The sequence below is a fragment of the Janthinobacterium sp. BJB301 genome, assembly GCF_002735685.1.
Classification (GTDB): domain Bacteria; phylum Pseudomonadota; class Gammaproteobacteria; order Burkholderiales; family Burkholderiaceae_D; genus Janthinobacterium; species Janthinobacterium lividum.
This window is the reverse complement of sequence record NZ_PDZJ01000001.1, coordinates 2,361,185-2,384,621: the sequence shown is the minus strand read 5'-3', so window position 1 is coordinate 2,384,621 and position 23,437 is coordinate 2,361,185. Positions and strand designations below refer to the sequence as shown.

Below are 23,437 nucleotides of genomic sequence, written 5' to 3'. Positions count from 1 at the left end.
TGGCCGCCGATTTGCATCGGGCCATGCTGGTTGCCAAAGTGCGCCAGGAAGCGGAAAAAGATTTACCCACCTTGACCAAGGCGGAACTGGCCGAACTGTTGTTCGAGCAAGTGGGCCTGAACAAGCGCGAAGCGAAGGATATGGTCGAGACCTTCTTCGACGAGATCCGCAATGCGCTCGAGCGTGGCGAGGCCGTCAAGCTGTCCGGTTTCGGCAATTTCCAGTTGCGCGACAAGCCGCAGCGGCCCGGCCGCAATCCGAAGACGGGCGAAGAGATTCCCATCACGGCGCGCCGTGTCGTGACCTTTCATGCGAGCCAGAAGCTGAAAAGCATGGTCGAAGAGACCAGTCCGCTGGCACGTGCTGCCTGAGTGAGTGGCGATGAACGAGCGCATCAGTAAAACCGAGTTGATCGCCTTGCCGCCCATTCCGGCGAAACGCTATTTCACGATCGGCGAAGTGAGCGAATTGTGCGGCGTCAAACCGCACGTGTTGCGCTACTGGGAGCAGGAGTTTTCCCAGCTCAAGCCGGTCAAACGACGTGGCAACCGCCGTTATTATCAGCACCATGAGGTGCTGCTGATACGCCGTATCCGCGAATTGCTGTACGAGCAGGGCTTTACCATCAGCGGCGCGCGAAACAAGCTCGACAGCCGTGGCGCATCGCATGCCATCCTTGACGAGTTGCCAGTGCTGCCGGCCATGCCCGTTGTGCCGCAGGAAGCGCCGCTGGACCGCGTGTGGATACGCAATGAATTAATTGCGATTTTAAACTTGCTAAAATAAGATTTGTACCAATATAGGTGGGGTTGTCCGGTAGCAGTTGACTAAGTTGACTATACTGCATGGGCGCTCCGTCTTGGCGTTGACGCTACCGTACGGCGCGCCATATTTTGAATATAATGTTAATGTTGCGTTTTTGTTAGTGACGCTAAGCCGGAGCAGCGTTCAGGTTCCGGTAGTCTTTCCCAGGCCAGGAAAATTTAAGGGGAAACAATGATACGCGTTGCCATTTGTGATGATCACCAAATAGTACGAGCTGGATTCAAACAGATTTTTTCGTCGTCAAGCGATTTCAGTGTGGTGGCGGAAGCCGGTACGGGGCGTGAAGCCCTCGATATCGCCCGCCGCGAAATTTGCGATGTATTGTTGCTCGATATAGCCATGCCCGATCAGAGCGGCATTGATACCTTGCGCACGATCCGCCAGGGCCAGCCGGAATTGCCCGTACTGATCCTCAGCGGCTATCCCGCGCAGCAATACGCGCTGAACCTGTTCAAGATGGGCGCGAATGGCTATCTGAACAAGGAATGCGAAGCCGACGAGCTGATGACGGCCGTGCGCACCGTTTTCCAGGGACGCCGCTACGTCAGCTCCACCGTCGGTGAATTGCTGGCGCAGTCGTTCGACCGCGACACGAATGCCGCCCTGCATACGGAATTGTCGGACCGCGAGTTCCAGGTCTTCCTGCGCCTGGCGCGCGGCGCCACCGTGTCCGATATCGGTGTGGCCTTGTCGCTGAGCATCAAGACGGTGAGTACCTACCGCACGCGCATCATGGAAAAAATGGGCTTGCAATCGAACAGCGACTTGACCTATTACGCAATGAAAAACAATTTGCTTGACTAGCGCTGCGGTGCGATCATGGAAACATGATCGCTCAGCCAGCTGGCCAGCACGACTTGTGCAGTGCAGCAGTTTGTGGCGAGGACTATAATTGGCCGGCGCCGGCGCTCTCTCCCGCGCCGAACCTTGCTAAGGATGCACATCAGGATGTATTTCACCGCTGAACCGGCCCCGAATCACCGCCTGCCCCTGTACAAGACGATCCTGTGCGTGACGTGCGCCTTGTTGCTTGTACTTAATGGTTTCAGTCTCTTTCATAACCTGCAGTCGCTGAAGGGCACGAATGCCTTGCTCAGCCAGAGCGCCCGCGTGGCGGACCGCCTGCAGTATTTGAACGTGCTCGTGCTCGACGCGGAAAGCAGCTTGCGCGGCTATTTCATTTCCGGCTCCGAAACCTATCTGGGGCCGTCGAAGACGGCTACCACCGAAATTGAAAACGAATTCAACGAGCTGCAGACTTTGCTCGCGGGCAGTCCCACCCAGCTGAAAAACCTGGGCCAGCTGAAAAGCTTGATCCGCCGCAAGATGTCGATGCTGCAAGAGTCGATCGAGGTCTACAGGCAGGGCGGGCTGGCCGAGATCGTCAACATTTCCCGCGTGACCGATGACCGCGCCACCATGGACGAGATCCGCCTGCAGGTGGTGATCATGACGCGCGAGCAGAATGAAGCGCTGTCGTCCGGCAGCGCCGCCTTTTACCATGAGTACCAGAAAGCCGTGCTGCTCGGCATCGGCATCAATGCCCTGGCCATCCTCGTGCTGATCATGTTTTACCAGCTGGTGCGGCGCAGCTTCCAGAACCGCGCGGCCGTCGAGTATGCATTGCAAAATGCCAACGACAATCTGGAATCGACGGTCAGCAAGCGCACGGAACAGCTATCCGTGCTGTCGCGCCATTTGATCAGCGTCAACGAAGTGGAAAAGGCGCGCCTGGCGCGCGAATTGCATGATGAGCTGGGCGCCAACTTGACCTCGATCAGCATGGACCTGGGCGCCGTTACGCAGCAGCTGGCGCACACGCAGCCGGAACTGGCCGCGCAATTACGGCGCGCCAAGGCAACCTTGCTGGAAACGGTGGAACTGAAGCGCCGCATCGTCGAGGATTTGCGCCCGAGCCTGCTGGACAACCTGGGCCTGTGCGCCGCCATCGAAAGTTATTGCGAGGATTTTACGCGCATGAGTTCCGTGCGCTGTGAAACGGACGTGGCCATCAATATCGACAACCGCGAAGCCACCCTGACGATTGCCCTGTTCCGCATCGTGCAGGAATCGCTGACGAACATCCTGAAATATGCGCGCGCCGGCATGGTCAGCGTGACATTGAAACGCAACGAGCATGGCCTGGTGCTGCGCGTGATCGACGACGGCATCGGCATCACGGAAGATGCCTTGCAAAAACCCATGTCGCACGGCTTGCTGGGCATGCGCGAACGGGCTTTGTTGCTGGGCGGCACTCTCACCGTGCGCCAGGGGCCGGAAGGCAAGGGGACCTGTGTGGAAGCCGTGATTCCCCTGCCGCTGACGCCGGAGCCGGAAGACATCGATGCGGATGCTGAAGCCTAGTTGAGGTTGCGGCAAAAAAAATGGCCGGGCATGCAGCCCGGCCATTTTTTTATCTGTCTGCCTGATCAGCAGCGCGATACGTCGCGCAGCAAACGGTCGTATTCCGTCTTGGCTACTTTGTAGCACTCGCCCGCATAGCATTCCAGGCCGGCGCGGTCCAGCACCGTGATATTGCCGCGGCGATAGTGGATCAAGCCTTCTTCCTGCAGCTTGCCGGCGGCTGCCGTGATGCTTTCGCGGCGCACGCCCAGCATGATGGAGATCAGCTCTTGCGTGACTTTCAATTCATTCGATGGCGAACGGTCCAGGCGGTCCAGCAGCCAGCGGCACAGCTTTTGCTCGATCGAGCTGTGGCGGCCGCCGACGGCGTTCTGCGCCATTTGCGCAAACAGGGCGTTGGTGTAGCGCATCAGCAACTGGGGCAGGGCGCCGCCTTGATTAAAGGCATCACGCAAGCTTTGCGTTTTCAGGCGGTAGCCGTAGCCGGCGCTTTGCACGACAGCCGTGCACATGGCGCGCTCGCCTGCCAGCAGCGAGGCACCGGCCACGCCTTCATGGCCGACAACGGCGATTTCCGTCGTGGCGCCGTCTTCCATTACATACAGCAAGGAAATGATGGCGGTGGTAGGGAAGTAGCTGTATTCCAGGTTGTTACCGTAGGCATACAGTTCCTTGCCGAAAGGCAGTTCGACCAGTTCCAGGTCTTCGAACAGCGATTCGAGCGCGGCGCGCGGCAGGGCGGCCAGCAATTCATTCTGTTGTGCACTGCTGAGGCTAACCCGCGACGCAAGCTTGATTTCCCGACCGGCCGCCGGCATGGCGCGCGGCAGCAACTGGTTCTTCTGGACCGGGGCGATAAGTTGAGTATGGCTCATAGTATTCCTCACAGGCTTTTTACATCGGAGTGCGACTGCCGCGTTGCTGGTCAAAAAAAACTGCCGTACTCATGTGGTAACGGCGTTTTTGTCGACCGCGCGGTGCAGATCGCGATGTAGCTACTTTAAAAGCTTATGTAAGTGGCGAACATAAGATTAGCAGTCGCCACTTTGTAGTCTCCATTGAGGCGAAATTGTAGTCCTTGTCCTACGTGCACACTTTTGACTAGCTAGCCTTGCGCCGTTCCGCGCGATTTTGTGATATGACGCGCGGCTTGTTGGCGCTCCACAGGCCGGCCGGACGCACGCTGGGCAAACCGTCGCGCACGGTTGCTGCGGGTGTCTGGCGTACGTTTGGCGCCTCGTGTTCCCCCAGGCGGAAGCGGCTGACGGCCTGCGTCAGCGCTTCGCCTTCCTGGTGCAGGCGCTGCGAACCGGCGCGCGCCTCGTCGACCAGGCCTGCGTTCTGGCGCGTCATGTCGTCGATTTGTGCCAGCGCGCCGTTGATGCGGGCGATCTCGCCATTCTGCTCGGCGCCGGCGCTGCTGATGCGCCCGATGACGACAGACACCTGCTGCACGGCATCGACGACCTGGCGCATGGTGCTGCCGGCCGCATTGACCAGGTCGCCGCCCGCATCCACGGTGGCGACGGAATCGCCGATCAGGCGCTTGATCTGCTGCGCCGCCTCGCTGGAGCGCTGCGCCAGGCTGCGCACCTCGGACGCGACGACGGCAAAGCCGCGTCCCTGCTCGCCCGCGCGGGCCGCTTCGACGGCCGCGTTCAGGGCCAGGATATTCGTCTGGAAGGCGATGCCGTTGATGACGCCGATGATGTCGACGATCTTGTGCGAGCTGGCCTTGATCGAGGCCATGGTCTCGACCACGGCGCTGACGGTCTCGCCGCCGCGCAGGGCCACTTCGGCGGCCGAGGCCACCAGGGTGCGCCCCTGTCCTACGTGGGCTTCGTTGCGGCCCACGGTGGCCGTCAGCTCGCGCATCGAATCCACGGTGGCGCCCAGCGCATCCGCTTGCGTGGCCGTATGGCCGGACAGGGCCGCGTTGCCCTGCGCGATATCGGCGCCGGCCGCGGCGATGACGGCCGCGCCGCCGCGGATTTCCTGCACCAGGGTGGCCAGGCCGTGCGTCATGGCGCCGAAGTCGCGCACCAGGTCGCCGATCTCATCGTGCGCCTGCGAGGTAATGCGCTGCGACAGGTCGCCCGCCGCCGCCGCGCCGACGGCCACGCGCAATTGCGTCACGTCGCGCACGAAGGCGGCATAGAAGCCTGCGCACAGGTAGGCGGCGGCCAGCAGCACCAGCAGCATGGCCGCCAGGATCAGGCCGCGGCGCGCCTCGTCGCGGGCGATGCGCTGCGCCAGCAAGCCGTCCAGGGCGGTGGCCGAGGCGCCGGACAGCGCCTGCAGGGCATCGATCGCTTGCATGCCGGCCGCATGAAATTGCGCGCCCGAGGTCTGATCGTAGGAATTCGTCACTTCATTCTTCGTGCGTTCGAGGAAGGCCAGCGCGGCCGGCACGGCTTTCAGGGCTGGCTGCAGGCTGGCGCGCAGTTCCGGCTTGGCAGTGATGATTTCGTCGAAGCGGGCCGGCAGGCGTTCCAGTTCGTGGCGCGCGATCAGGGCGTTGGCATTGACGAGCTGATCTTCATTCGCCTCGAACAGGCCCGTGTCGATGTAGGCGGCGCCGCGCCCGGCGATGTCCGACAGGCTTTCGGCCAGGTCGGGCAGGGTGGCGGTGAAAACTGCGCTCAGGTGGTTGGCGCCCGCGTCCGGGTCCAGGCTCAGGTGCGAACGGTCGGCCACCAGCTGGCCCAGTTTGGCCGCCTGGCGCAGCAGCGCCGTGTGCGCCGCGTAGCTGTCGCGCGCCGCAAGGCCCGCCTGGCGGCCCAGCAGGGCTTGCCACTGCTTCGTCAGTTCGGCCGCCTGGGGCAGGCCTGCGCCAGCCGGCAAGCGCGCCAGGGCGGCCAGCGTGGCCGTGATGCGCGCGTTCAGGGCCGTATTGTCCATCCCCGCCTTGCCGCTCAGGCGCAAATGTTCGAGGCCGCGCCGCTGCTGCAGCAGCCGCGTGCCTTCCTGCAGCTGGCGCACATAGGCCACGCCCCGCTGCGCATCCTGCGCCTGGGCCAGCGATTTGCCCAGTTCCGAGATCAGCAGGGTGGTCGCCAGCGCCAGTGGCAGCAGGAAGACCAGGCAGACAAGCATGAATTTGGGCAGCAGGCGCAAGCGCTGCATGAGTCGGATGGCGGGGGTGAGGAGCATTTTCATCGGGTTTCCAGGAAAGAGTGGCAACATTTCTGCAGTGCAATGTTGCCTGTGGATTGTGACCCCTTGATGAAGTGGGCGATTTTGCCGTTCGCCAGAGTGAAGCAGTTCACACGGAAGGCCGATCCTTCTGTAAAATCGAGGGTTTTTTGCGAGGGCCATATTATGGTCACCAATATGGCCAACGAGAACGACATCAACACCCCCGATTCCAGCGACAGCGCAGCCGATTCCGCCAGCACTGCCGTCAGCAGCAAGGCGCCGGCCGTGATCGCGCGCGAAGTGCAGCGCCGCCGCACCTTCGGCATCATTTCCCACCCGGATGCGGGTAAAACCACGCTGACGGAAAAACTGCTGCTGTTCTCGGGCGCGATCCAGATGGCCGGTACCGTCAAGGCCCGCAAATCGGGCCGCCACGCGACGTCGGACTGGATGGAGATCGAGAAGCAGCGCGGCATTTCCGTCGCTTCCTCGGTGATGCAGTTCGAATTCCGCGACCACGTCGTCAACCTGCTCGACACCCCGGGCCACCAGGACTTCTCGGAAGATACCTACCGCGTGCTGACGGCCGTCGACTCGGCGCTGATGGTGATCGATGCGGCCAAGGGCGTGGAAGCGCAGACGATCAAGCTGCTGGCCGTCTGCCGCATGCGCAATACGCCGATCGTCACCTTCATGAACAAGATGGACCGCGAGACGCGCGATCCGTTGGACCTGCTCGACGAACTCGAGTCGGTGCTGAAGATCCAGTGCGCGCCCGTCACCTGGCCTATCGGCATGGGCAAGAACTTCCGCGGCGTGTACCACCTGCTGAACGACGAGATCATGCTGTTCAAGGCCGGTGAAGAAAAGGCCGATGGCGCCTTTGAAATCATCAAGGGCATCGACAACCCGCGCCTGCAGGAGATGTTCCCGCTGGAGATGGACCAGTTGCGCATGGAAGTGGAACTGGTGCACGGCGCGTCGAATCCGTTCAACCTGGAGGAATTCCTCTCCGGCGTGCAGACCCCCGTGTTCTTCGGTTCGGCCATCAACAACTTCGGCGTGCGCGAGATTCTCTCCGCGCTGGTTGACTGGGCGCCGGCGCCGCGCGAGCGCGACGCCACCGTGCGTTCGGTGGCCCCGTCCGAGCAGCCGTTTACCGGTTTCGTCTTCAAGATCCAGGCCAACATGGATCCGGCCCACCGCGACCGCATCGCCTTTTTGCGCGTGTGCTCGGGACGTTTCGAACGCGGCATGAAGGTCAAGCATTTGCGCCTGGGGCGCGAGATCAAGGTGTCGAACGTGGTGACCTTCATGGCTTCCTCGCGCGAACAGGTGGAAGAAGCGTACGCGGGCGACATCATCGGCTTGCCGAACCATGGCAACATGCAGATCGGCGACAGTTTTTCCGAAGGCGAGATGCTGACCTTTACGGGCATCCCGTACTTCGCGCCGGACTTCTTCCGCTCCGTGCGCATCCGTAATCCGCTGAAGATCAAGCAGTTGCACAAGGGCTTGCAGCAGCTGGGCGAAGAGGGCGCGGTGCAGGTCTTCAAGCCGGTGCAGGGCGGCGAACTGGTACTGGGCGCCGTCGGCGTGCTGCAGTTCGAAGTGGTGGCCAGCCGTTTGCTCAACGAGTATGGCGTCGACGCCGTGTTTGAAGGCACCAGCATCAGCAGCGCCCGCTGGGTCAGCTGCGACGACAAGCGCATCCTGCAGGATTTCGAAAACGCGCTGGGCCACAACGTGGCCTACGATGCGGCCGGCAACATGGCCTACCTGGCCACGTCGGGCGTGAACCTGCGCCTGACGGAAGAGCGCTGGCCGAAATTGACATTCCACGCCACGCGCGAGCATTCGGCCAAGCTGGCTTGATGTAGCGCTGGTGGTGTCGGATTACGCGCTTTGCGCTAATCCGACCTACCGGTTCCTGGCGTAGGTCGGATTAGCGCGGCCACGCCGTGCGTAATCCGACACCCTTGTTGGCAGCAATTCAAGCCGGCAGGATCGTGCGCGTACTCCAGTCGCGCCGTTCCAGCAGCAGCGCCGTCAACTGCGCCGCCGTCATCGGACGCGCGAAGAAGAAGCCCTGCACGTTGTCGCAGCCGGCTTTTCTCAAAAACTCCACCTGCCGCAAGGTTTCCACCCCTTCTGCCACCACTTTCAGGTGCAGGCTGTGCGCCATGGCGATGATGGCCGTGACGATGGCTTCTCCCTCGCCGGGCAGGTCGTGCACGAAGCTGCGGTCGATCTTCAGCTGGTCGATGGGCAGGCGCTTCAGGTACGACATCGACGAATAGCCGGTGCCGAAATCGTCGATCGACAGGTGGATGCCCGTTTCCTGCAGGCGCCGCATCAGTTCCACGTTGGCGTGGACATTGTCCATCAGGACGCCTTCCGTGATTTCCAGTTCCAGCAAGCCATGCGGCAGCTGCGTTTCATCTAGGATGGCGCGGATATCGTCCATCAGGCCCGGGTCGCGCGCCTGGCAGGCCGACAGGTTGACGGCCACGTGCTCGAGCGAATCGAGCAGACCTGCCTTGCACCACAGGGCCGCCTGGCGGCAGGCGCTTTGCAGCACCCAGCGTCCCAGGTCGACGATGATGCCGCTTTCCTCGGCCACGGGGATGAATTCGGCGGGGCTCAGCTGGCCCATGTCGCGGCAGTTCCAGCGTATCAGCGCTTCCACGCCGACGATGCGCCCGCTGCGCAAGTCGATCTGCGGCTGGTAGTGCAGATACAGTTCCTCGTTCTGCAGAGCCTTGCGCAGGTTCGCTTCCATGCGCAGGCGGCGCTGGGCGCGCAATTCCATTTCGGCCTTGAACACGGCGTAGCGGTTCTTGCCCTGGTGCTTGGCGTGGTACATGGCGGTATCGGCATTGCGCGTCAGGGTAGCCACGTCCTGCGCGTCGAACGGATACAGGCTCACGCCGATGCTGGCGCTGACATATAGCTGGTGGCCTTCGAGGTCGAACGGCGCGGCCAGCACGGCCAGGATCTTGCGCGCCACGCTGGCCATTTCCGAGGCGTCGTCGGCCGGTTCGACGATGACGACGAATTCATCGCCGCCGATGCGGCAGATGATGTCGGTGCCGCGCAGGATGGCCACCAGGCGCTCGGACACGAGCTTGAGCAGCTGGTCGCCGCAGTGGTGACCCAGCGTATCGTTGACGATCTTGAAGTTGTCCAGGTCCAGCAGCAGCAGGCCCACGCTGCTATCCTGGCGGTCGGCGCGCGCCAGCGCGTAGGCCAGGGCATCGTTGAATTCATGGCGGTTCGGCAGTTGCGTGACCGGGTCGACATGGGCCAGGTAGTGCAAATGGCTTTCCGCATGCTGGGCGGCCGTGCGCGTGCGGCGCACCATCAGGAACGTCAGGCCGAACGCGCACAGGCAGACGAGCAGTGTGAAGGCGGCAAATTGCGCCAGGCTGGCGTACAGCGGCGCCAGGCTGGCGCGCAGGTACAGCGCGCCGCCGCCGGGCAAGGTTTTCAGGATGGCGGCGCTGCCGTCCAGGTAATCGATGTGCAGGCCGTTGCGCGGCGCCGCGGGCGCGGCATCGCTGGCGCTGCGCGCGTAGCTGGCAAACGGCGCGCCATAGGGGCTGTAGAGCAGTGCTTGCCGGACATGCGGGGCGGCGGCGAGGGAGGCGAGGAGTTGTTGCGCTGCAAGTCGATTGTCCTGGCGCACGGCCTGGGTGGCGGCAGGCGCCAGCATGTCGGCCTGGATGCGCAGCGTGCGCTGGAAGGAAGTTTGGAGGGAAAACAACTGGAAGAGGACCAGCAGCAGGCTGGCCATCGCCAGCATGGCCGCCGCGGCCAGCAAGTTCAAGCGGGCAATCCGGTCGCCGCGCAATTGCGCCGACGGCAGCATCAATGGCGCCATCATGACGCGCCCTCCTGCCGGCCCCGCTTGCCGCCGCCCCGTGTGATCCCGCCTCGCCCTGCCATACTTTACGTTCCAGTCTGATGAAAACCGAAGTGAGCCGGAACTCTCAACGTGTTGTTAAGGCCGACATATTGTCATTTTGCAGCGTGAAAGTACAGGGCGCGCGGCAATTTAGTGTCCATACCGCAGGCCGGTGGCAGCAGGCTAAGTAGGTCGTAATAAATTATTGTGATTTCTGACTTCCATAACCGGCGCTCTGCGGCGTTACCCGCTGCTAGCAGTGCCTGCACTGCGTCGCAACGGGCGCCTTGCAGCGCATCCGGTTCTGTTCGTCATAACTTCACAATAATTTCCCACGACCTACTTAGGCGACAAGACGGACGGAAAAGGCGGGACGTGTCTTTCTAATAATAATTCCAGATGAATTTTAATCCTTTTTTTGCCCGCCGGTTTTTTTCTTTAAAAACATGCTGACGGTAAACAAAATACCATCAAGAATAACTTCAATACCTGCGACCATCCCGGCGTGGATTAATTTCTTGTCCGTATGGTCGATTGCAAGTCATTGATTTTAATAAATTTTAATGAAGAATGCGCGAACGCTATGGCCTTGCTCCGCGACTTCGTCCATAATCCGCTGATGATGGACGTTCTGATGCTGTTTGTTTTGTCTGCCGCGGCCAAGCAAGCTGCCGCCAGTAAAACCGGACGTCGCCCTAATGATCAATAGTGAGGATATCTTGGAAAAAAAACCAAAAATTATTTTGTCGTCACAAGACCTGGAACGACTGGAAGCGTTGTTGTATGCCTTGGGTAATAATCTGTCACCGGACAAGGCTGCCTTGCTCGATGAGCTGGGCCGCGCCGAGGTGCTCGAGCCGCAAGAGATTCCGCCGACCGTCGTGACGATGAATTCCACCGTGCGCTTCACGGTGGAAAACAAGGAGGAATTCTGCCTGACGCTCGTGTATCCGAAGGATGTGGAAGGCCAGGCCGACCGCATTTCCGTGCTGGCACCCGTCGGCAGCGCGCTGCTGGGCCTGTCCGTCGGCGACAGCATCGCCTGGCCCATGCCGGGCGGCGTGGTGAAGGTCAAGATCGAGGAAATCGTCTATCAGCCTGAACGGGCTGGCGAATACCACCGTTAAGCGCAGCAAGCAGTAATGGCGGACGGCGCCTGCCGTTCGCCTGCCAGGCCGTGCCGGGACGGGAATTAACTGTTTCGCTGCACGCGCACCACCAGCCATCCCGCCACGACCGTAAACGTGACGATGATGGCAACGATGATCCAGAAGCCCTGCGGGTGCTGGGCCAGCGGAATTCCCCCCACGTTCATGCCCAGCATGCCGGCGATGATATTGATCGGCAAGGCCAGCACGGTGACAATGGTCAGCACGAACAGGCTGCGGCTGTTTTCCTCGTTGACGCTGGCGGCGATCTCTTCCTGCAGCAGCTTGATGCGTTCCTGTAGCGAGGACATATCGCTGAGCACCACGGAAAATTCCTCCGTCGACTGGCGCAGTTCCAGGCTGTCCAGCTCCGACACCCACGCAGGTGGGCGTTGCAGCAGGCGGAACAGGGCGGCCGGTTCCGGCGCCAGCAGGCGCTGCAGCCGCACCAGCACGCGCCGCATGGCGCCCAGGTCTTCGCGTTTCGGCACCAGGCGCCCGGCCAGCAAGTGATCCTCGATATCGTCGACCCGCGCCACGGCGTCGCGCACGATGTTGACGAGCACGTCCGCCTGGTCGCGCAGCAAATGAATCAGCAGCTCCACCGACGAGCGGATCGGCTCGTGATTCTTGATGACGGCCTGGCGCAGGCGCTCGATCGACTGCAGCGGCGCGCGGCGCGCCGTGATGACGAGGTTTTGCGCCACGCTGGCCCACATGGTGGAAATGTCGGATGCCTCGAACGAGAAATTGTGCACCACATCGTTGACCACGGCGATCAGGGTGTTTTCCGCCTGTTCGATGCGCGTCGAGCGCGACCCCTGGTGCAGGGTTTCATAGAATTCGTCGGCCAGCTGCGTATGCGTCATCAGCCATTTTTCGCTGGCCGCATGCGACAGGTTGAAATGCAGCCAGACGAATTCCTGCGCCGGACGCGCCGCGCCATCGGCCAGCCAGGCCAGTGCCGCCGTCGAGTCGAGCGCCAGCGGTGGCCCGTCGCGGCCAAACAGGAAGCCCCAGACCAGGCCCGAGGTGTCCGAGCCGTAGGTAAAACCGGCAGTTTCCATCGCCATCGTGAATCTTTCTCGCGCAGTGTGATTGATCGTCGCGCGATTCTAATACACGGATATGTCGGGAAAATGACAAGGCCACCGCGAACGGTGGCCTTGGTGCCAATTACAGCCGCATATCAGCTGCGGTTCGGGTTATCCGGACGCCGGTCGTCGCGGTTCGGCACGCCGTCATGGTCGCGGTCATGGCGGTTGCCATTGTCGCGGTCATAGCGGTTGGGGATACCGTCGCGGTCGCGGTCGCCGTTCGGCCCGCGTGGCGACCAGCGGCCTTGCTCCATCTGCCAGCGGCCATCGCGCTGGTTCCAGGCGGGCGGCGCATACACGTAGCCGGGGCGTTCGGCGATCCATATACCTGGCGTCCAGGCGTAGCGCTGGCCGCGCCATTCCCAGTGGCCCGGCGCCCAGGTGTAGCCGTGGCGGGCGCGCGGGATGGCTTCGCGGCGCGGCGGCGGCGGGGCGATGCGGATGTCGTCATAGCGCACGGGCTGCACTTGCGCGGCGACCCAGCCGCCCCGGTCCAGGCGCCAGCGGTTGTTCTCTTGTATCCAGGCGGCGCGGCGGTACTGGTTGCCGCTGCGTTCGCGCAGCCATTCACCGTTGTTCCAGACATGGCGCTGGCCATCCCAGTTCCAGTAGCCGGGTGCCCAGACATAGCCGGCGCGCGGCGCGGGTGCGCTTTCAAACCGTGGCGGAGGCGGGGCGTTGCCGACGACAATGCTGACGCCAAGCTGATTCTGTGCCATGGCCTGCACGGGCAAGAACGCTGCGGTGCTGATGGCAAGCATGGCTGCTGCGTAGAGTGTGATGGGTTTCATGGTGTACTCCATTTCGGTGATTGCGTGAAATGGACTATAGGCGCTTGCCGGCGGTTTTTCGCCTTTGATTCAACTTATTACAATTGACACAATGCTGTGTGTCCATGTATCCGTGGCGGATACATTTGCGATGCAAATGGCGGCCTGGCGCGGCGGTGATCAAGCGGGTGCCAGGCGGCGTGGTGTCAGCATCGGTGGCTCACAGGGTGCTGGCGGTGGCGTTGCCCAGCAAGGCTTGCCTTTCCTCGATCAGCGAGATTTTCTTTTCCGATTCCGTCATGCGCTTGGCGCTGACCGTCACGACGGGGATGGCGCTCGCTTGCGCCACATCGGCAGCCTTGGCGGCCGATGGCTGCATGAAGCTGACATAGCTGGCACCGCAGGCGATGGCGACGGCGACGGTGAAGATGGCTTCCATGTTTTTCAAGGCTTTCATGATGTTTCCTTTCGGGTGGCGGGTGGGTATGCATGCACTGTAGCCAGGCGCGGGCCGCTGCGCCATGCGGATGCGACCAGCCGTGGTTTTGGCGGGATGGCCTGCAAAAAAACGGCGCTGAAATGCCTGCGCGTGGGGCTGGCAAGCCGACCGTTTGAATTGAGGCCTAAATTGCCCTGTATCCGGGCATATGAATGTAATTGCCGCGTGGCATTATTTGACGCTGCACACTGCCGCGCGCGGCAAGTGCAGGGCCAGCTGTCCTGCTAGAATCGGCATGGCGGCCCCGTCGCGTGGATAAAAATATCATCAGGAGTCACATATGTTCCAATTGTTTGGTTTTGGCGGCGCCTGCTGCCCGCGCTGCGAGCACAAGAACGGCGCTGCCGCCGGCTATTGCGCGCAATGTGGCTTGTCGCTGGGAGCACCCGACAGCGACGCGGTGCTGCATGCCAATCAATGGCATCTTGCTGATGGGCAACTGGCACTGTTCTTTGGCGTGCGCGAACTGTCTTCGCTGTTCGGCAGCGCCGCGCGCCGCCTGCAGGTGCCGGCCGAGTCGCGCGCCTGGATCGTGCAATCGGACGCTTTCACCTTGATACCTGCCGGCGACTATGACAGCGCCGCCTTCTTTGCGCGCCTGCCCGCGCTGCTGCCGGCGCGTCCGGCCGAAGTGCTGATCGCACGCGCCGACGCCGTCAGCCTGGAATTCGACTTGCCCGGCCTGGCCAGCACGGAGCGGCTGGACGTCGCCGCGTCCCTGCGCGTGGATATCGCCCTGGGCCAGCCCGATGCGTTCGCGCGCCAGTTCATGCGCGCACCGGGCGCCGTCACGCGCGCCCACCTGCACGCCCTGTTGCTGCCATCCGTGCGCCAGATTGCGCTGGAATTCATCGGCAGCCGCGCGCTGCGCGAGATGGATGCGAATGCCGACCTGCGCCCGGAATTGAATGAACGCCTGCAATCGGCGCTGACGCAGCGCCTGGCGTCCAGCGGCCTGGCCGTGGCGCGCGTGGAAACCCTGGCGCTACGCCACGACAAGCGCGAAGGCGACGCCGGCGCCAGCATCGGCACCCTGTGGCTGGGCGGCTTGCCGGCGCAGGAACTGGAGCAGCACAGCCTGGAACGCATGAAGCAGCTCGACCAGCTGTATGACGAGGAAGAGTGGCAGCGTATTCGCCGCGAGGAACTGGCGGCGCGTCATGCGCACCGCCGCGCCGAGCTGCAGCAGGACGCGACGGTGGAAAAGGCGGAACTGAACCACCAGGAAGCGGAGCGCCTGCAAGCGCTGCGCGGACGCCAGATCGACCTGTATGGCCGCATCCTGGAAGCGAAATCGCGGCGCCAGGCGCTCGACCATGGCGCCGCGCTGGCGCTGGGCGAACTGGAACAGGAACTGGCGCAGAAGGGCGCGCAGCGCGCCGATGAAGCGGCCAACTGGGAACACGTGCGGGCGCTGGCCGCCATCAAGATGCGCAGCGAGCTGGAACTGTCGCAGCTGCACGGGCGCGAACAGATCCAGCTGGCGCAGCAGCGTTTTACGCATCAAGTCCACTTGCAGTCGATCGCGCAGCAAGTGGAAAGCGCGCTGCTGATCGATGACGAGACGGGCCGCCGCACCCAGCTGGCGCGCCTGCGCCAGGCGGAAGCGGATGCGGCCCAGCGCGAGGCGCAGCTGGAAGCGGAACAGCACCAGGCCGCCTGGCAGGGCCTGATGCTGGCGAACGCGGCGCGCAAGCGCGAGGCCGAGCGGGTGCAGGAGTGGGAAGACCAGATGCAGCTGGCGCGCCAGCGCGAACTGCTGCGCGCCGAGGCGCACAAGGATGAAGCGGCCCAGGTGCAGGCGGCGGAAATCGCGGAAAAGGTGGCGGCGCTGCGGCGCGGCGGCGCCCGCGAAGACGCCATCGCGCAGCAGGAAAAGCTGCTGCGCACCATCGAGGCCGATGGCGTGCACGCGCGCCAGCTGCAGCAGCAAACGCAACTGGCGCAGCTCGACGCGCTGGCCATCGAGGAACAGCGCCAGCAGCTGCGCCAGCTGGAACAGGAAGCGCAATGGCAGCGCGATCTGCTGGCCATGGCGCAGCAGCGCGAAAGCGATTACGCGCGCTGGAAGGGCGAGTACGAAGCCCTGCTGGCGCAGCAGGCGCATGCGGCCGAACTGGCGCGCATCGACATCGACCGCATCGAGAAAATCGGCTCGCTGAGCGACACGGGCAAGGTGGCCATGGCCGCCGGGCAGAACGCGGCCGCGCTGGCGCAAGTGCTGAAAACGCAGCTGCAGGCGGGCATGAGCGCCGAGCAGATCCACGCGCTGGCGGCGCTGGCGGCGGCCGAGAACAGCGTCGCGCCGCTGGACGCCATGCGCATGGCGCAGGACGGCGTGGCGCAGGAGCGCAGCTACCTGGAAGGCCAGGCGGAACGCGAACGGCGCCAGCAGCTGGACCTGATCAACCTGCAAAATGCGGCGCATGCGCATGGCCTGTCGGCGCAGGCGCAGCTGGGCGTGGCCGTGGCGCAGGCGCTGCAGCCAAGTGTCGGGCTGGGCGCCGCTGCGCCGCTGCGCTGCAAGAACGGCCATGCGCAGCGCGCGGGCCATCCGGAAGATAAATTCTGCGCCGCCTGCGGCGTTGCCTTGCAGCCTTGATGGAAGCGTTTCACCCCAGATGATGCAAAAAGCACGAGACAAACTGCGGGAACTGCGCGCCCTCCACGATGATGGGCTGCTCAGCGAGCAGGAATTTGAAAGCCGCAAGAACGCCATCCTCGACGCCGAGTACGCGCCGCCCGGCGCCGCACCTGCGTCCGCGCCGCTGCCCGTGCGCCAGGGCACGGAGCTGGGCTTCATGACGGGCCAGGAAATCGGCCCGCAAAACCGCCGCTACCGGCTCGAACGGCTGATCGGCACGGGCGGCATGGGACAGGTGTGGCAAGCCACCGACCTGGCCACGCACGCGGAGCTGGGCAGCAGCGAAATGGTGGCGCTGAAGATCTTGCCGCCGCAGCTGACGCAGAGCGCCACGCATGCAAAACTGCTGATCGAGGAAGCCACCCAGGCGCGCAAGCTCGCGCATGAAAACATCGTGCGCGTCTACGAGTGGGCGCAGGATCCGGCCACGGCCAGCTATTTCATCATCATGGAATGCCTCGATGGCGAAGACCTCGAGCACTATCTGGCGCGCGAGGGCGCGCTGCCCCTATCGACCGTGCAGCAACTGCTGCAGCCGGTGGCCGACGCCCTGTCGTATGCGTGGGAAAAGCACAAGCTGGTGCACCGCGACATCAAGCCTGGCAATGTCTTCCTGACGGCGAAGGGCGACGTCAAGCTGCTCGACTACGGCATCGCGTCTCGCGTGCGCAATGCGGACAGCAGCCTGGCGCTGGAGATGCCGAATGCGGGCACGCACGGCTACCGGGCGCCCGAGGCCGGCGCCAACCAGCGCCAGCCCAGCCCGCGCCTGGACGTGTATGCGGTGGCCGTGATGATTTACCAGATGCTCGAAGGGCGCATGCCGTTCGACGACATGCGCAGCGCCAGCCACTTGCCGTCGGCGCCGCAAGCGCTCAACGCGCAACAGTGGCAAGTCTTGCAGAACGGTTTTTCCTTGACGGCGGAATTGCGGCCGCAATCCGTGCAAGCCTTGCTGGAAGGGCTGGAGCGGGCCGCCGGGCCGTCGCCCGAAGAATTGGCGGAACAGGCGCGCCAGCAGCAGGCGCGTGCGGCGCAGCAGGCGCAGCAACAACGGCAGGCGGCGCTGGCCGCCGAACAGGCCCGCGAGGAAGAGATCAAGCGGGCCCGGATACGCCAGGAAGAACTGGATCAGCGCCGCAAGGCGGAAATCCAGGCGGCCGCGCTGGAAAAGCAGCGCCAGGACAAACTGCGCCGCGAGCAGGAGGCGCAGCGCCATTTCGAAGCGGAAGAGGCGCGCAAGCTGCGCAAGGAAGCGCTACGCGGCCAGCTGCGCGCGCGCCGCGAAGCCGACGCCGCCACCGCCTTGCAGGAACACCAGGAATTACAGCGCAAGGCCATCGTCGCCAAGGCGGAGGCGGCCTACCGCGCCGAGCAGGAGCGCGCGCGCAAGGAAGAGGTCAGCCGCGCCGCGCCGCAGCAGGCGCCGGCCGCCGCCGCGGTGAGCGAGCCGGCACCGGCGCCCGCACACGCGGAACCGGTGGCCAACGCCGAAGGCATCTTGCGCGATGATTTTCTCGATGGCGCGGGACAGGGGCCGGAACTGGTGCTCATCCCCAGCGGCCGCTTCCAGATGGGCGCGCACGAGACGGAGCACAAGGCGGCCTTGCAGGCCGGTTCGCAGCAGTCATGGCTGGACCGCGAAACACCGCAGCACTGGGTCGGCATCGAGCGCCCGTTCGCGCTGGCGCGCCACCCAGTCAGCGTGGGCGAATGGCGCGCCTTCGTCAAGGCGACCGATTGGGCGGGCGGTTCGGAAACGGACTGGGACAATCCCGGCTTCGTGCAGAACGAGCAGCACCCGGTGGTGGGCGTGAGCTGGAATGACGCGCAGCTGTACCTGGCGTGGATGAGCGAGCGCACAGGCCGGCAGTACCGTTTGCCCAGCGAAGCGGAATGGGAATATGCGTGCCGTGCCGGTACGCGCACGGCCTTCAACGTGGGCGACACGATCAGTACTGATCAAGCCAACTACGACGGCCTGTATGTGTACAACGGCGGCCCGCGCGGCGTGTACCGGGGCGGCACGACGCCGCTGGGCACTTTTGCGCCGAATTCCTGGGGCCTGTTCGACATGCATGGCAATGTGTGGGAATGGGTGCAGGACGTGGTGCACGACAATTACGAAGGCGCGCCCGTCGACGGCAGCGCGTGGGAAGAGGGCAGCGACAGCAGCCGGCGCATCCTGCGCGGCGGCTCCTGGCTGTACCACCCGCGCTACCTGCGTTCGGCCTTGCGCAACGGCTTTTCCACCGTGCTGTCGAACGACATCGTGGGCTTCAGGGTGGCGCGCACGCTCGATTAGCATGTTGTTAAATCGGTCATCTTGGCGGATACTTCATGCACCTTAACCGTGCCGGAGTGTCCGTGTTCAAACGCCGCCTGCTGTCCATCGTGTTTGCCTGCCTGCCCCTCGCCGCCCTGGCCGGCGATCTGCCCTCCTATCCCTTCATCCACGCGACGGGCACGGCCTACAGTTTCGTCACGCCGGACCTGGGCGAGATCGATTTCGACGTCAGTGTCTTCGACCCGGCGCCGGACGTGGCCACCGCGCAGGTAGCGGCGCGCATCGCTGAAATCAAGTCGCTGCTGGTGGAGCAGGGCTTGCCCGAGGCGGCGGCCGGCATCGAGGTGCGCGACGTGCGCAAGGAGATCCGCAAGGGCGCCGAGCAGGACCCGGCCAACCCGCAGTACCAGATCAAGGCGAGCGTGCATATCAACGTGGCGGATTTGTCGAAATGGCCCGCCATCATGCGTCCGCTGCTGGCCATGCCCAACCTCGATGCGTTTGCCGTCACCTTTGGCGCCACGGAGCGCATCCGCCTGGAAGAGGAACTGATGGGCGAAGCCGTCAAGGATGCACAGCGCAAGGCCGATGCCATGGCGCGCGGCTTCGGCAAGCGCGCGGGCGCCGTGGCCGGCATCTCGTCGGACCAGCTGAAAAACCTGGGCAATGCGGTAGGCCTGGTGCCTTCGGACCGCTACAACCGCGCGAATAGCCGCCAGCGCCAGAACCCCGAAGACATGCTGATGGTCACCAGCCTCAAAATGGCGCAGACGGTCGACGCCGTGTTCCGTATCAAATGACCAGGTAGCAGGGCAGCAGGCTGCGCAAAGCGGGCAAACGGTGTAAATTGTGGCTTTCCAAACGCACCAAGGAACGCCATGACCATCAAAGCCATCCGCGATCAGTCGCAACCCATGCGCCACATCGTGCACGTGCGCGATCACATCATTTCCGCCGACGCCTCGGTGGCCGAAGGGGGCGGCGATGCCGGCCCCTCGCCGCACGACCTGTACGACGCGGCCCTGTCGGCCTGCAAGGCGCTTACCGTCGTCTGGTACGCCAAGCACAAGGGCATTCCCCTGGAACACGTGGAAGTGTCGACCGAGCGCGATGCCAGCGAAGAGCGCAAGGGCGTGTACCGCCTGGCCGCCACCCTGCACCTGACGGGCGAGCTGACGGATGCGCAGCGCGAGGAATTGCTGGCCGCGGCAGGCAAATGCCCGCTGCATAAATTGATGACGGCCGTGACGACCGAAGTGACGACGGTGCTGGCATGAGCGCGGCCATCCTGAAAAGCCACGAAAAAGACCTCGGCGGCGGCTTCGTCGTACGGCGCCTGCTGCCCTCCGCAGTAAAACAGGCCGTCGGTCCCTTCATCTTCTTCGATCATTTCGGCCCCATCGACGTGGCGCCCGACGCCAACCACGACGTGCGTCCCCATCCGCATATCGGCCTGGCCACCGTCACCTATCTGTTCGAGGGCGCGATCGACCACCGCGACAGCATCGGTTCCTGCCAGCGCATCGAACCGGGCGCCATCAACTGGATGACGGCCGGACGCGGCATCGTGCATTCGGAGCGCACGCCGCCCGACCTGGCCGGCCAGCCGCACCGCACGCACGGCTTGCAGCTATGGGCCGCGTTGCCCAAGGCGCATGAAGAGGACGAACCGAGTTTCACGCACACGCCGCAAGCCGACATTCCCGTCGTGCCGCTCGATGGCGCCGTGGTCAAGGTCTTGATCGGCACGGCCTTTGGCCAGACCTCGCCCGTGCGCACCTACATGCAGACGCTGTATCTGGACGTGGCGCTGCAGGCGGGGCGCGAGTTGCGGCTGGAAGGCTTGCCGGCGGAAGCGGCGATCTATCCGATCAGCGGGGAAGTGCTGGTCGATGGCGTGGCGCTGGTGCCGCACACCATGGCCTTGCTGGAAGCTGGAGCCGCGCCCGTGGTGACGGCAGGCGGCGGCCCGGTGCAGTTCGTCGTCATCGGCGGCGAGCCGCTCGATGGCCACCGCTTCCTGTTCTGGAACTTCGTCTCGTCGAGCAAGGAGCGCTTGTCGCAGGCGGCCGACGACTGGAGCGCCCAGCGCATGGGACAAGTGCCGGGCGAGACGGAATTCATCCCGTTGCCGAAGGCGCCATTGCGCCCGGCAAGCTAGGCATCGTTCAGAACCGCGCGCGCAAGGTCAGTTGCGCCTTGCGCGGCTCGCCATAGAAATTGCCCCACGCAGGCGCGCCCACTGTCTGGTAGTAGCGCTTGTCGAGCAGATTCGTCACGGACAGCGACGCCGTCCAGTTACGGTCGATCTGGTAGGCGGCGCGCGCGCTCCACAAGGCATACGCGCCTTGCGCCACCGTGATGTTCTGCGTCACGCGCGAGCTCTCCGTCTGGAAGTTCACGCCGCCGCCCACGCTCCACTTCTGCAGGGCGCCGGGCAGGCGGTAGTCGCTCCACGCGCGCAGCATGTGGCGCGGCGAGTAGGTGCTGGCGAACATCACGCCCGCATTCGACGTCTGGTCCAGGTACTTGAAGTTGTTCAGCGTATAGCCGGCGAACAGCTGCCAGCCCGGCGCCACTTCGCCGCTGATTTCCGCATCGAGGCCTTCGCTGCGTACCTTGCCGGCCGAGAAATAGCACTCCGTGCCGCTGGAGCAGGTGTTGACGAGGTCGAGCTCCGCGCGGTTGCGCTGTTCGATACGGAACAGCGCCAGCGAGGTATTGACCTTGCCGTCGAACAGTTCACCTTTCACGCCCACTTCCAGGTTGCGGCCTTTCAGCGGGTCGAGCAGGGCGCCGTCGGCCGTGCGCTGGTTCTGCGGCTGGAAGATGTCGGAAACGCTGGCATAGCCGGACCAGCGCGGGTCGAATGCGTAAATGACGCCGCCATACGGCGTGACGACGCCATTTTCGCGGTACGGATCGATATACACCTCGCCCGTGTCCCGGTACACGCTGCTCGATTTGTAGTTCGACACGCGCGCGCCGGCCACCACCGTGAGCGGATCGCTGACGCTGAAGCGGGCCACGCCGTAGGCGCCCGTCTGCGTCATTTTTGTTACGCTGGGATCGCCCCGGTAGCTGTTCTCGCGGAACCAGGCGTCGCTCGGTTCGGCCACGCCGTGATTGGGCCGCAGCGGATTGTTCGCTTGCTGCAGCAGGGCCAGGCTGAAATCGCTGTCGCTTTCCAGCCGGTTCGTGTTGATGCCGGCGCTGAAGCCATGACGGCGGCCGAAGGCGTTGAATTTGCCATCGAGCGACAGGTCGATGCCCTTGTTGGTGCTGCCGTAGTCGAACACGCCGCCATACATCATCATGCCGGCCAGTGTGGCGGGATTGAGCGCGCCCTGGCTGAACATGTATTTCACGTCATGCCGCTCGCGCGTGTAGTTGGCGCTGGCCTTGAGCGACCAGTCGGCGTCGAAGCGGTGCTCGAATTCGGCGAAGACGGCCGTCTGCCTGCTATTCCAGCGGTTCCAGTCGGCGCCCAGGAAGGTTGCGCGGGGCAGCTTCGGGTCGCTGCCATCGCGGTAGCGCGGCATGCCGGAGAAAAACGGTGTCGAGTGCAGCTTCTCGTAGCTGGCGCCCGTCGTCAGCTTGCTGCCCGGCGCCAGGTCGAATTCCAGCACGCCATACAGCACGTCCGTGCGGCTGTCGGCCACGTCATAGAAATAATCGCGCTGCTCCATGGAGGCCACGGCGCGGCCGCGGATGCTGCCTGATTCGTTCAATGGGCCGGTGACGTCCACTTCGCCGCGCACGTCGTTCCAGCGGCCCGCGCTGAGCGCCAGCTGCACCTGCTTTTCCGCCAGCGGGCGCTTGCGCACCATGTTGATGGCAGCGCCCGGCGAGCCCGTGCCCTGCAGCAGTCCCGTGGCGCCGCGCACGATTTCCACGCGATCGAGCATGGCCGTATTGCTGGTAAAGCTGTTTGCCTGCGGGTAGTACATGGCGCGGTTGACGCCATCGAACTGGTACGTTTCGACCATGAAGCCGCGCGAATACACATAGCGCCCGCCCATGGGACTGTCATACATGGTGATGCCGGTGGTATTGGCCAGCACGGCGTCGATGGTGTTGAGGTTCTGGTCATCCATCTTCTGGCGCGTGACGACGCTGACGGATTGCGGGATCTCGCGCAGGGTCTGCACGCCCTTGCCGACGGTGACGGCGCGCGCCGCATACGAGTTGCTGTGCTCACTGACAGGGTCGCGCTCCATGCTGGCGCTGACCGTCACGGGCGCCATGGTCTTTTCCACGCCGGCCGCCGACGCGGAGGAGGGAGGGGCCTGGCGCAGCACATAGGCGCCGTTCGGCAGCTGCACGGCCTCCAGGCCGCTGCCGGCCAGCACCTGGGCAAAGCCTTGGCTGACGTTGAAGCTGCCGCGCACGCCGGGCGAGCGCAGGCCCCGCGTCTGCGCGGGATCGGTCGACAGGCTGACGCCGGCGGCGACGGCAAAGTCGTTGAGGGCGGTGGCCAGCGGCCCGGCTGGCACGGCATAGGCTTGCGGCGCTGCGGTGGCGGGGACCTGGCCTTGCGCCAGCGCGGGCGCGGCGACAAAGGCGGCGGGGGCGGCGCAAGCCATGGCGATGACGGCCAGGCGGATGGCGCGCGCGGCGGGATGGAGAACGGGGGTGGTCAGCTGCATGCTCGGTCTTTCTGCTCAGAGGGATAAGAAAATGGCGTATGAATCGGCTTCTTACTTGTCAAGCCGAAGCAGCGCATCGAAACACCAACCCCTGGCGCAAAAAAACTGA

18 protein-coding genes are annotated in these 23,437 nt (G+C 63.9%); 11 read left to right on the top strand and 7 right to left on the bottom strand.

Annotated features, from left to right (window positions below; all coding sequences use genetic code 11):
- Positions 1-23 precede the first annotated feature (23 nt).
- From CSQ91_RS10455 to CSQ91_RS10440, 4 genes are all read left to right on the top strand, one after another.
- Positions 24-371, top strand: coding sequence for an integration host factor subunit alpha (locus CSQ91_RS10455; RefSeq protein WP_010399205.1), 348 nt, complete (start codon positions 24-26; stop codon positions 369-371).
- Positions 372-381: 10 nt separating this feature from the next.
- Positions 382-786, top strand: a complete 405-nt coding sequence (locus CSQ91_RS10450) for a MerR family transcriptional regulator (RefSeq protein WP_034783182.1) — start codon at positions 382-384, stop codon at positions 784-786.
- A gap of 210 nt (positions 787-996) precedes the next feature.
- A complete protein-coding gene (locus tag CSQ91_RS10445; protein WP_034783185.1) occupies positions 997-1,629 on the top strand; it encodes a response regulator in 633 nt (210 codons plus the stop codon).
- A gap of 144 nt (positions 1,630-1,773) precedes the next feature.
- Positions 1,774-3,189 (top strand): sensor histidine kinase, encoded by a 1,416-nt coding sequence (locus tag CSQ91_RS10440; RefSeq protein WP_034783186.1) that lies wholly within the window; start codon positions 1,774-1,776, stop codon positions 3,187-3,189.
- Positions 3,190-3,254: 65 nt separating this feature from the next.
- On the opposite strand, the gene CSQ91_RS10435 is transcribed toward CSQ91_RS10440, so the two are convergent.
- Positions 3,255-4,064 carry a Crp/Fnr family transcriptional regulator gene (locus CSQ91_RS10435; protein WP_034783188.1) on the bottom strand — a complete coding sequence of 270 codons (810 nt, stop codon included), beginning with the start codon at positions 4,062-4,064 and terminating at the stop codon, positions 3,255-3,257.
- A gap of 226 nt (positions 4,065-4,290) precedes the next feature.
- Positions 4,291-6,348 carry a methyl-accepting chemotaxis protein gene (locus CSQ91_RS10430; protein WP_099388203.1) on the bottom strand — a complete coding sequence of 686 codons (2,058 nt, stop codon included), beginning with the start codon at positions 6,346-6,348 and terminating at the stop codon, positions 4,291-4,293.
- 174 nt (positions 6,349-6,522) lie between these two features.
- Here CSQ91_RS10430 and CSQ91_RS10425 point away from each other — a divergent pair, with 174 nt between their 5' ends.
- On the top strand, positions 6,523-8,202 hold the full coding sequence (locus CSQ91_RS10425; RefSeq protein ID WP_070280421.1) for a peptide chain release factor 3: 1,680 nt from the start codon (positions 6,523-6,525) through the stop codon (positions 8,200-8,202).
- 118 nt (positions 8,203-8,320) lie between these two features.
- Here the strand turns inward: CSQ91_RS10425 and CSQ91_RS10420 are convergent, their stop codons facing one another.
- Positions 8,321-10,213, bottom strand: coding sequence for a putative bifunctional diguanylate cyclase/phosphodiesterase (locus CSQ91_RS10420; protein WP_099388202.1), 1,893 nt, complete (start codon positions 10,211-10,213; stop codon positions 8,321-8,323).
- A gap of 740 nt (positions 10,214-10,953) precedes the next feature.
- Here CSQ91_RS10420 and rnk point away from each other — a divergent pair.
- Positions 10,954-11,361: a nucleoside diphosphate kinase regulator gene (rnk, locus tag CSQ91_RS10415; protein WP_162835757.1), complete on the top strand. Its 408-nt coding sequence runs from the start codon at positions 10,954-10,956 to the stop codon at positions 11,359-11,361.
- A 65-nt stretch (positions 11,362-11,426) separates the two neighbouring features.
- On the opposite strand, the gene CSQ91_RS10410 is transcribed toward rnk, so the two are convergent.
- The 3 genes from CSQ91_RS10410 to CSQ91_RS10400 all read right to left on the bottom strand — a co-directional run bounded on the left by CSQ91_RS10410 (position 11,427) and on the right by CSQ91_RS10400 (position 13,706).
- On the bottom strand, positions 11,427-12,455 hold the full coding sequence (locus CSQ91_RS10410; protein ID WP_170846295.1) for a transporter: 1,029 nt from the start codon (positions 12,453-12,455) through the stop codon (positions 11,427-11,429).
- A gap of 116 nt (positions 12,456-12,571) precedes the next feature.
- Complete coding sequence (locus tag CSQ91_RS29365) at positions 12,572-13,270, bottom strand: YXWGXW repeat-containing protein (RefSeq protein ID WP_306508643.1); 699 nt, start codon at positions 13,268-13,270, stop codon at positions 12,572-12,574.
- A 199-nt stretch (positions 13,271-13,469) separates the two neighbouring features.
- The gene (locus CSQ91_RS10400) at positions 13,470-13,706 is read right to left on the bottom strand and encodes a hypothetical protein (RefSeq protein WP_099388201.1); all 237 of its coding nucleotides are present in this window, start codon (positions 13,704-13,706) and stop codon (positions 13,470-13,472) included.
- Between the two features lie 322 nt (positions 13,707-14,028).
- On the opposite strand from CSQ91_RS10400, the gene CSQ91_RS10395 reads away from it, so the two are divergent.
- The 5 genes from CSQ91_RS10395 (at position 14,029) to CSQ91_RS10375 (ending at position 20,840) form a co-directional block, all read left to right on the top strand.
- Positions 14,029-16,350, top strand: coding sequence for a hypothetical protein (locus CSQ91_RS10395; RefSeq protein ID WP_099388200.1), 2,322 nt, complete (start codon positions 14,029-14,031; stop codon positions 16,348-16,350).
- A gap of 19 nt (positions 16,351-16,369) precedes the next feature.
- Entirely contained in the window at positions 16,370-18,697 is a 2,328-nt protein-coding gene (locus CSQ91_RS10390; protein WP_180278394.1) for a bifunctional serine/threonine-protein kinase/formylglycine-generating enzyme family protein, read from the top strand.
- 62 nt (positions 18,698-18,759) lie between these two features.
- On the top strand, positions 18,760-19,479 hold the full coding sequence (locus CSQ91_RS10385; RefSeq protein ID WP_257217284.1) for an SIMPL domain-containing protein: 720 nt from the start codon (positions 18,760-18,762) through the stop codon (positions 19,477-19,479).
- 78 nt (positions 19,480-19,557) lie between these two features.
- Positions 19,558-19,956 carry an OsmC family protein gene (locus CSQ91_RS10380; RefSeq protein WP_034783198.1) on the top strand — a complete coding sequence of 133 codons (399 nt, stop codon included), beginning with the start codon at positions 19,558-19,560 and terminating at the stop codon, positions 19,954-19,956.
- A complete protein-coding gene (locus tag CSQ91_RS10375; RefSeq protein WP_070258114.1) occupies positions 19,953-20,840 on the top strand; it encodes a pirin family protein in 888 nt (295 codons plus the stop codon). The genes CSQ91_RS10380 and CSQ91_RS10375 overlap by 4 nt, the downstream gene beginning before the upstream one ends.
- A 7-nt stretch (positions 20,841-20,847) precedes the next feature.
- On the opposite strand, the gene CSQ91_RS10370 is transcribed toward CSQ91_RS10375, so the two are convergent.
- Entirely contained in the window at positions 20,848-23,328 is a 2,481-nt protein-coding gene (locus tag CSQ91_RS10370; protein ID WP_099388197.1) for a TonB-dependent siderophore receptor, read from the bottom strand.
- Positions 23,329-23,437: the final 109 nt, after the last annotated feature.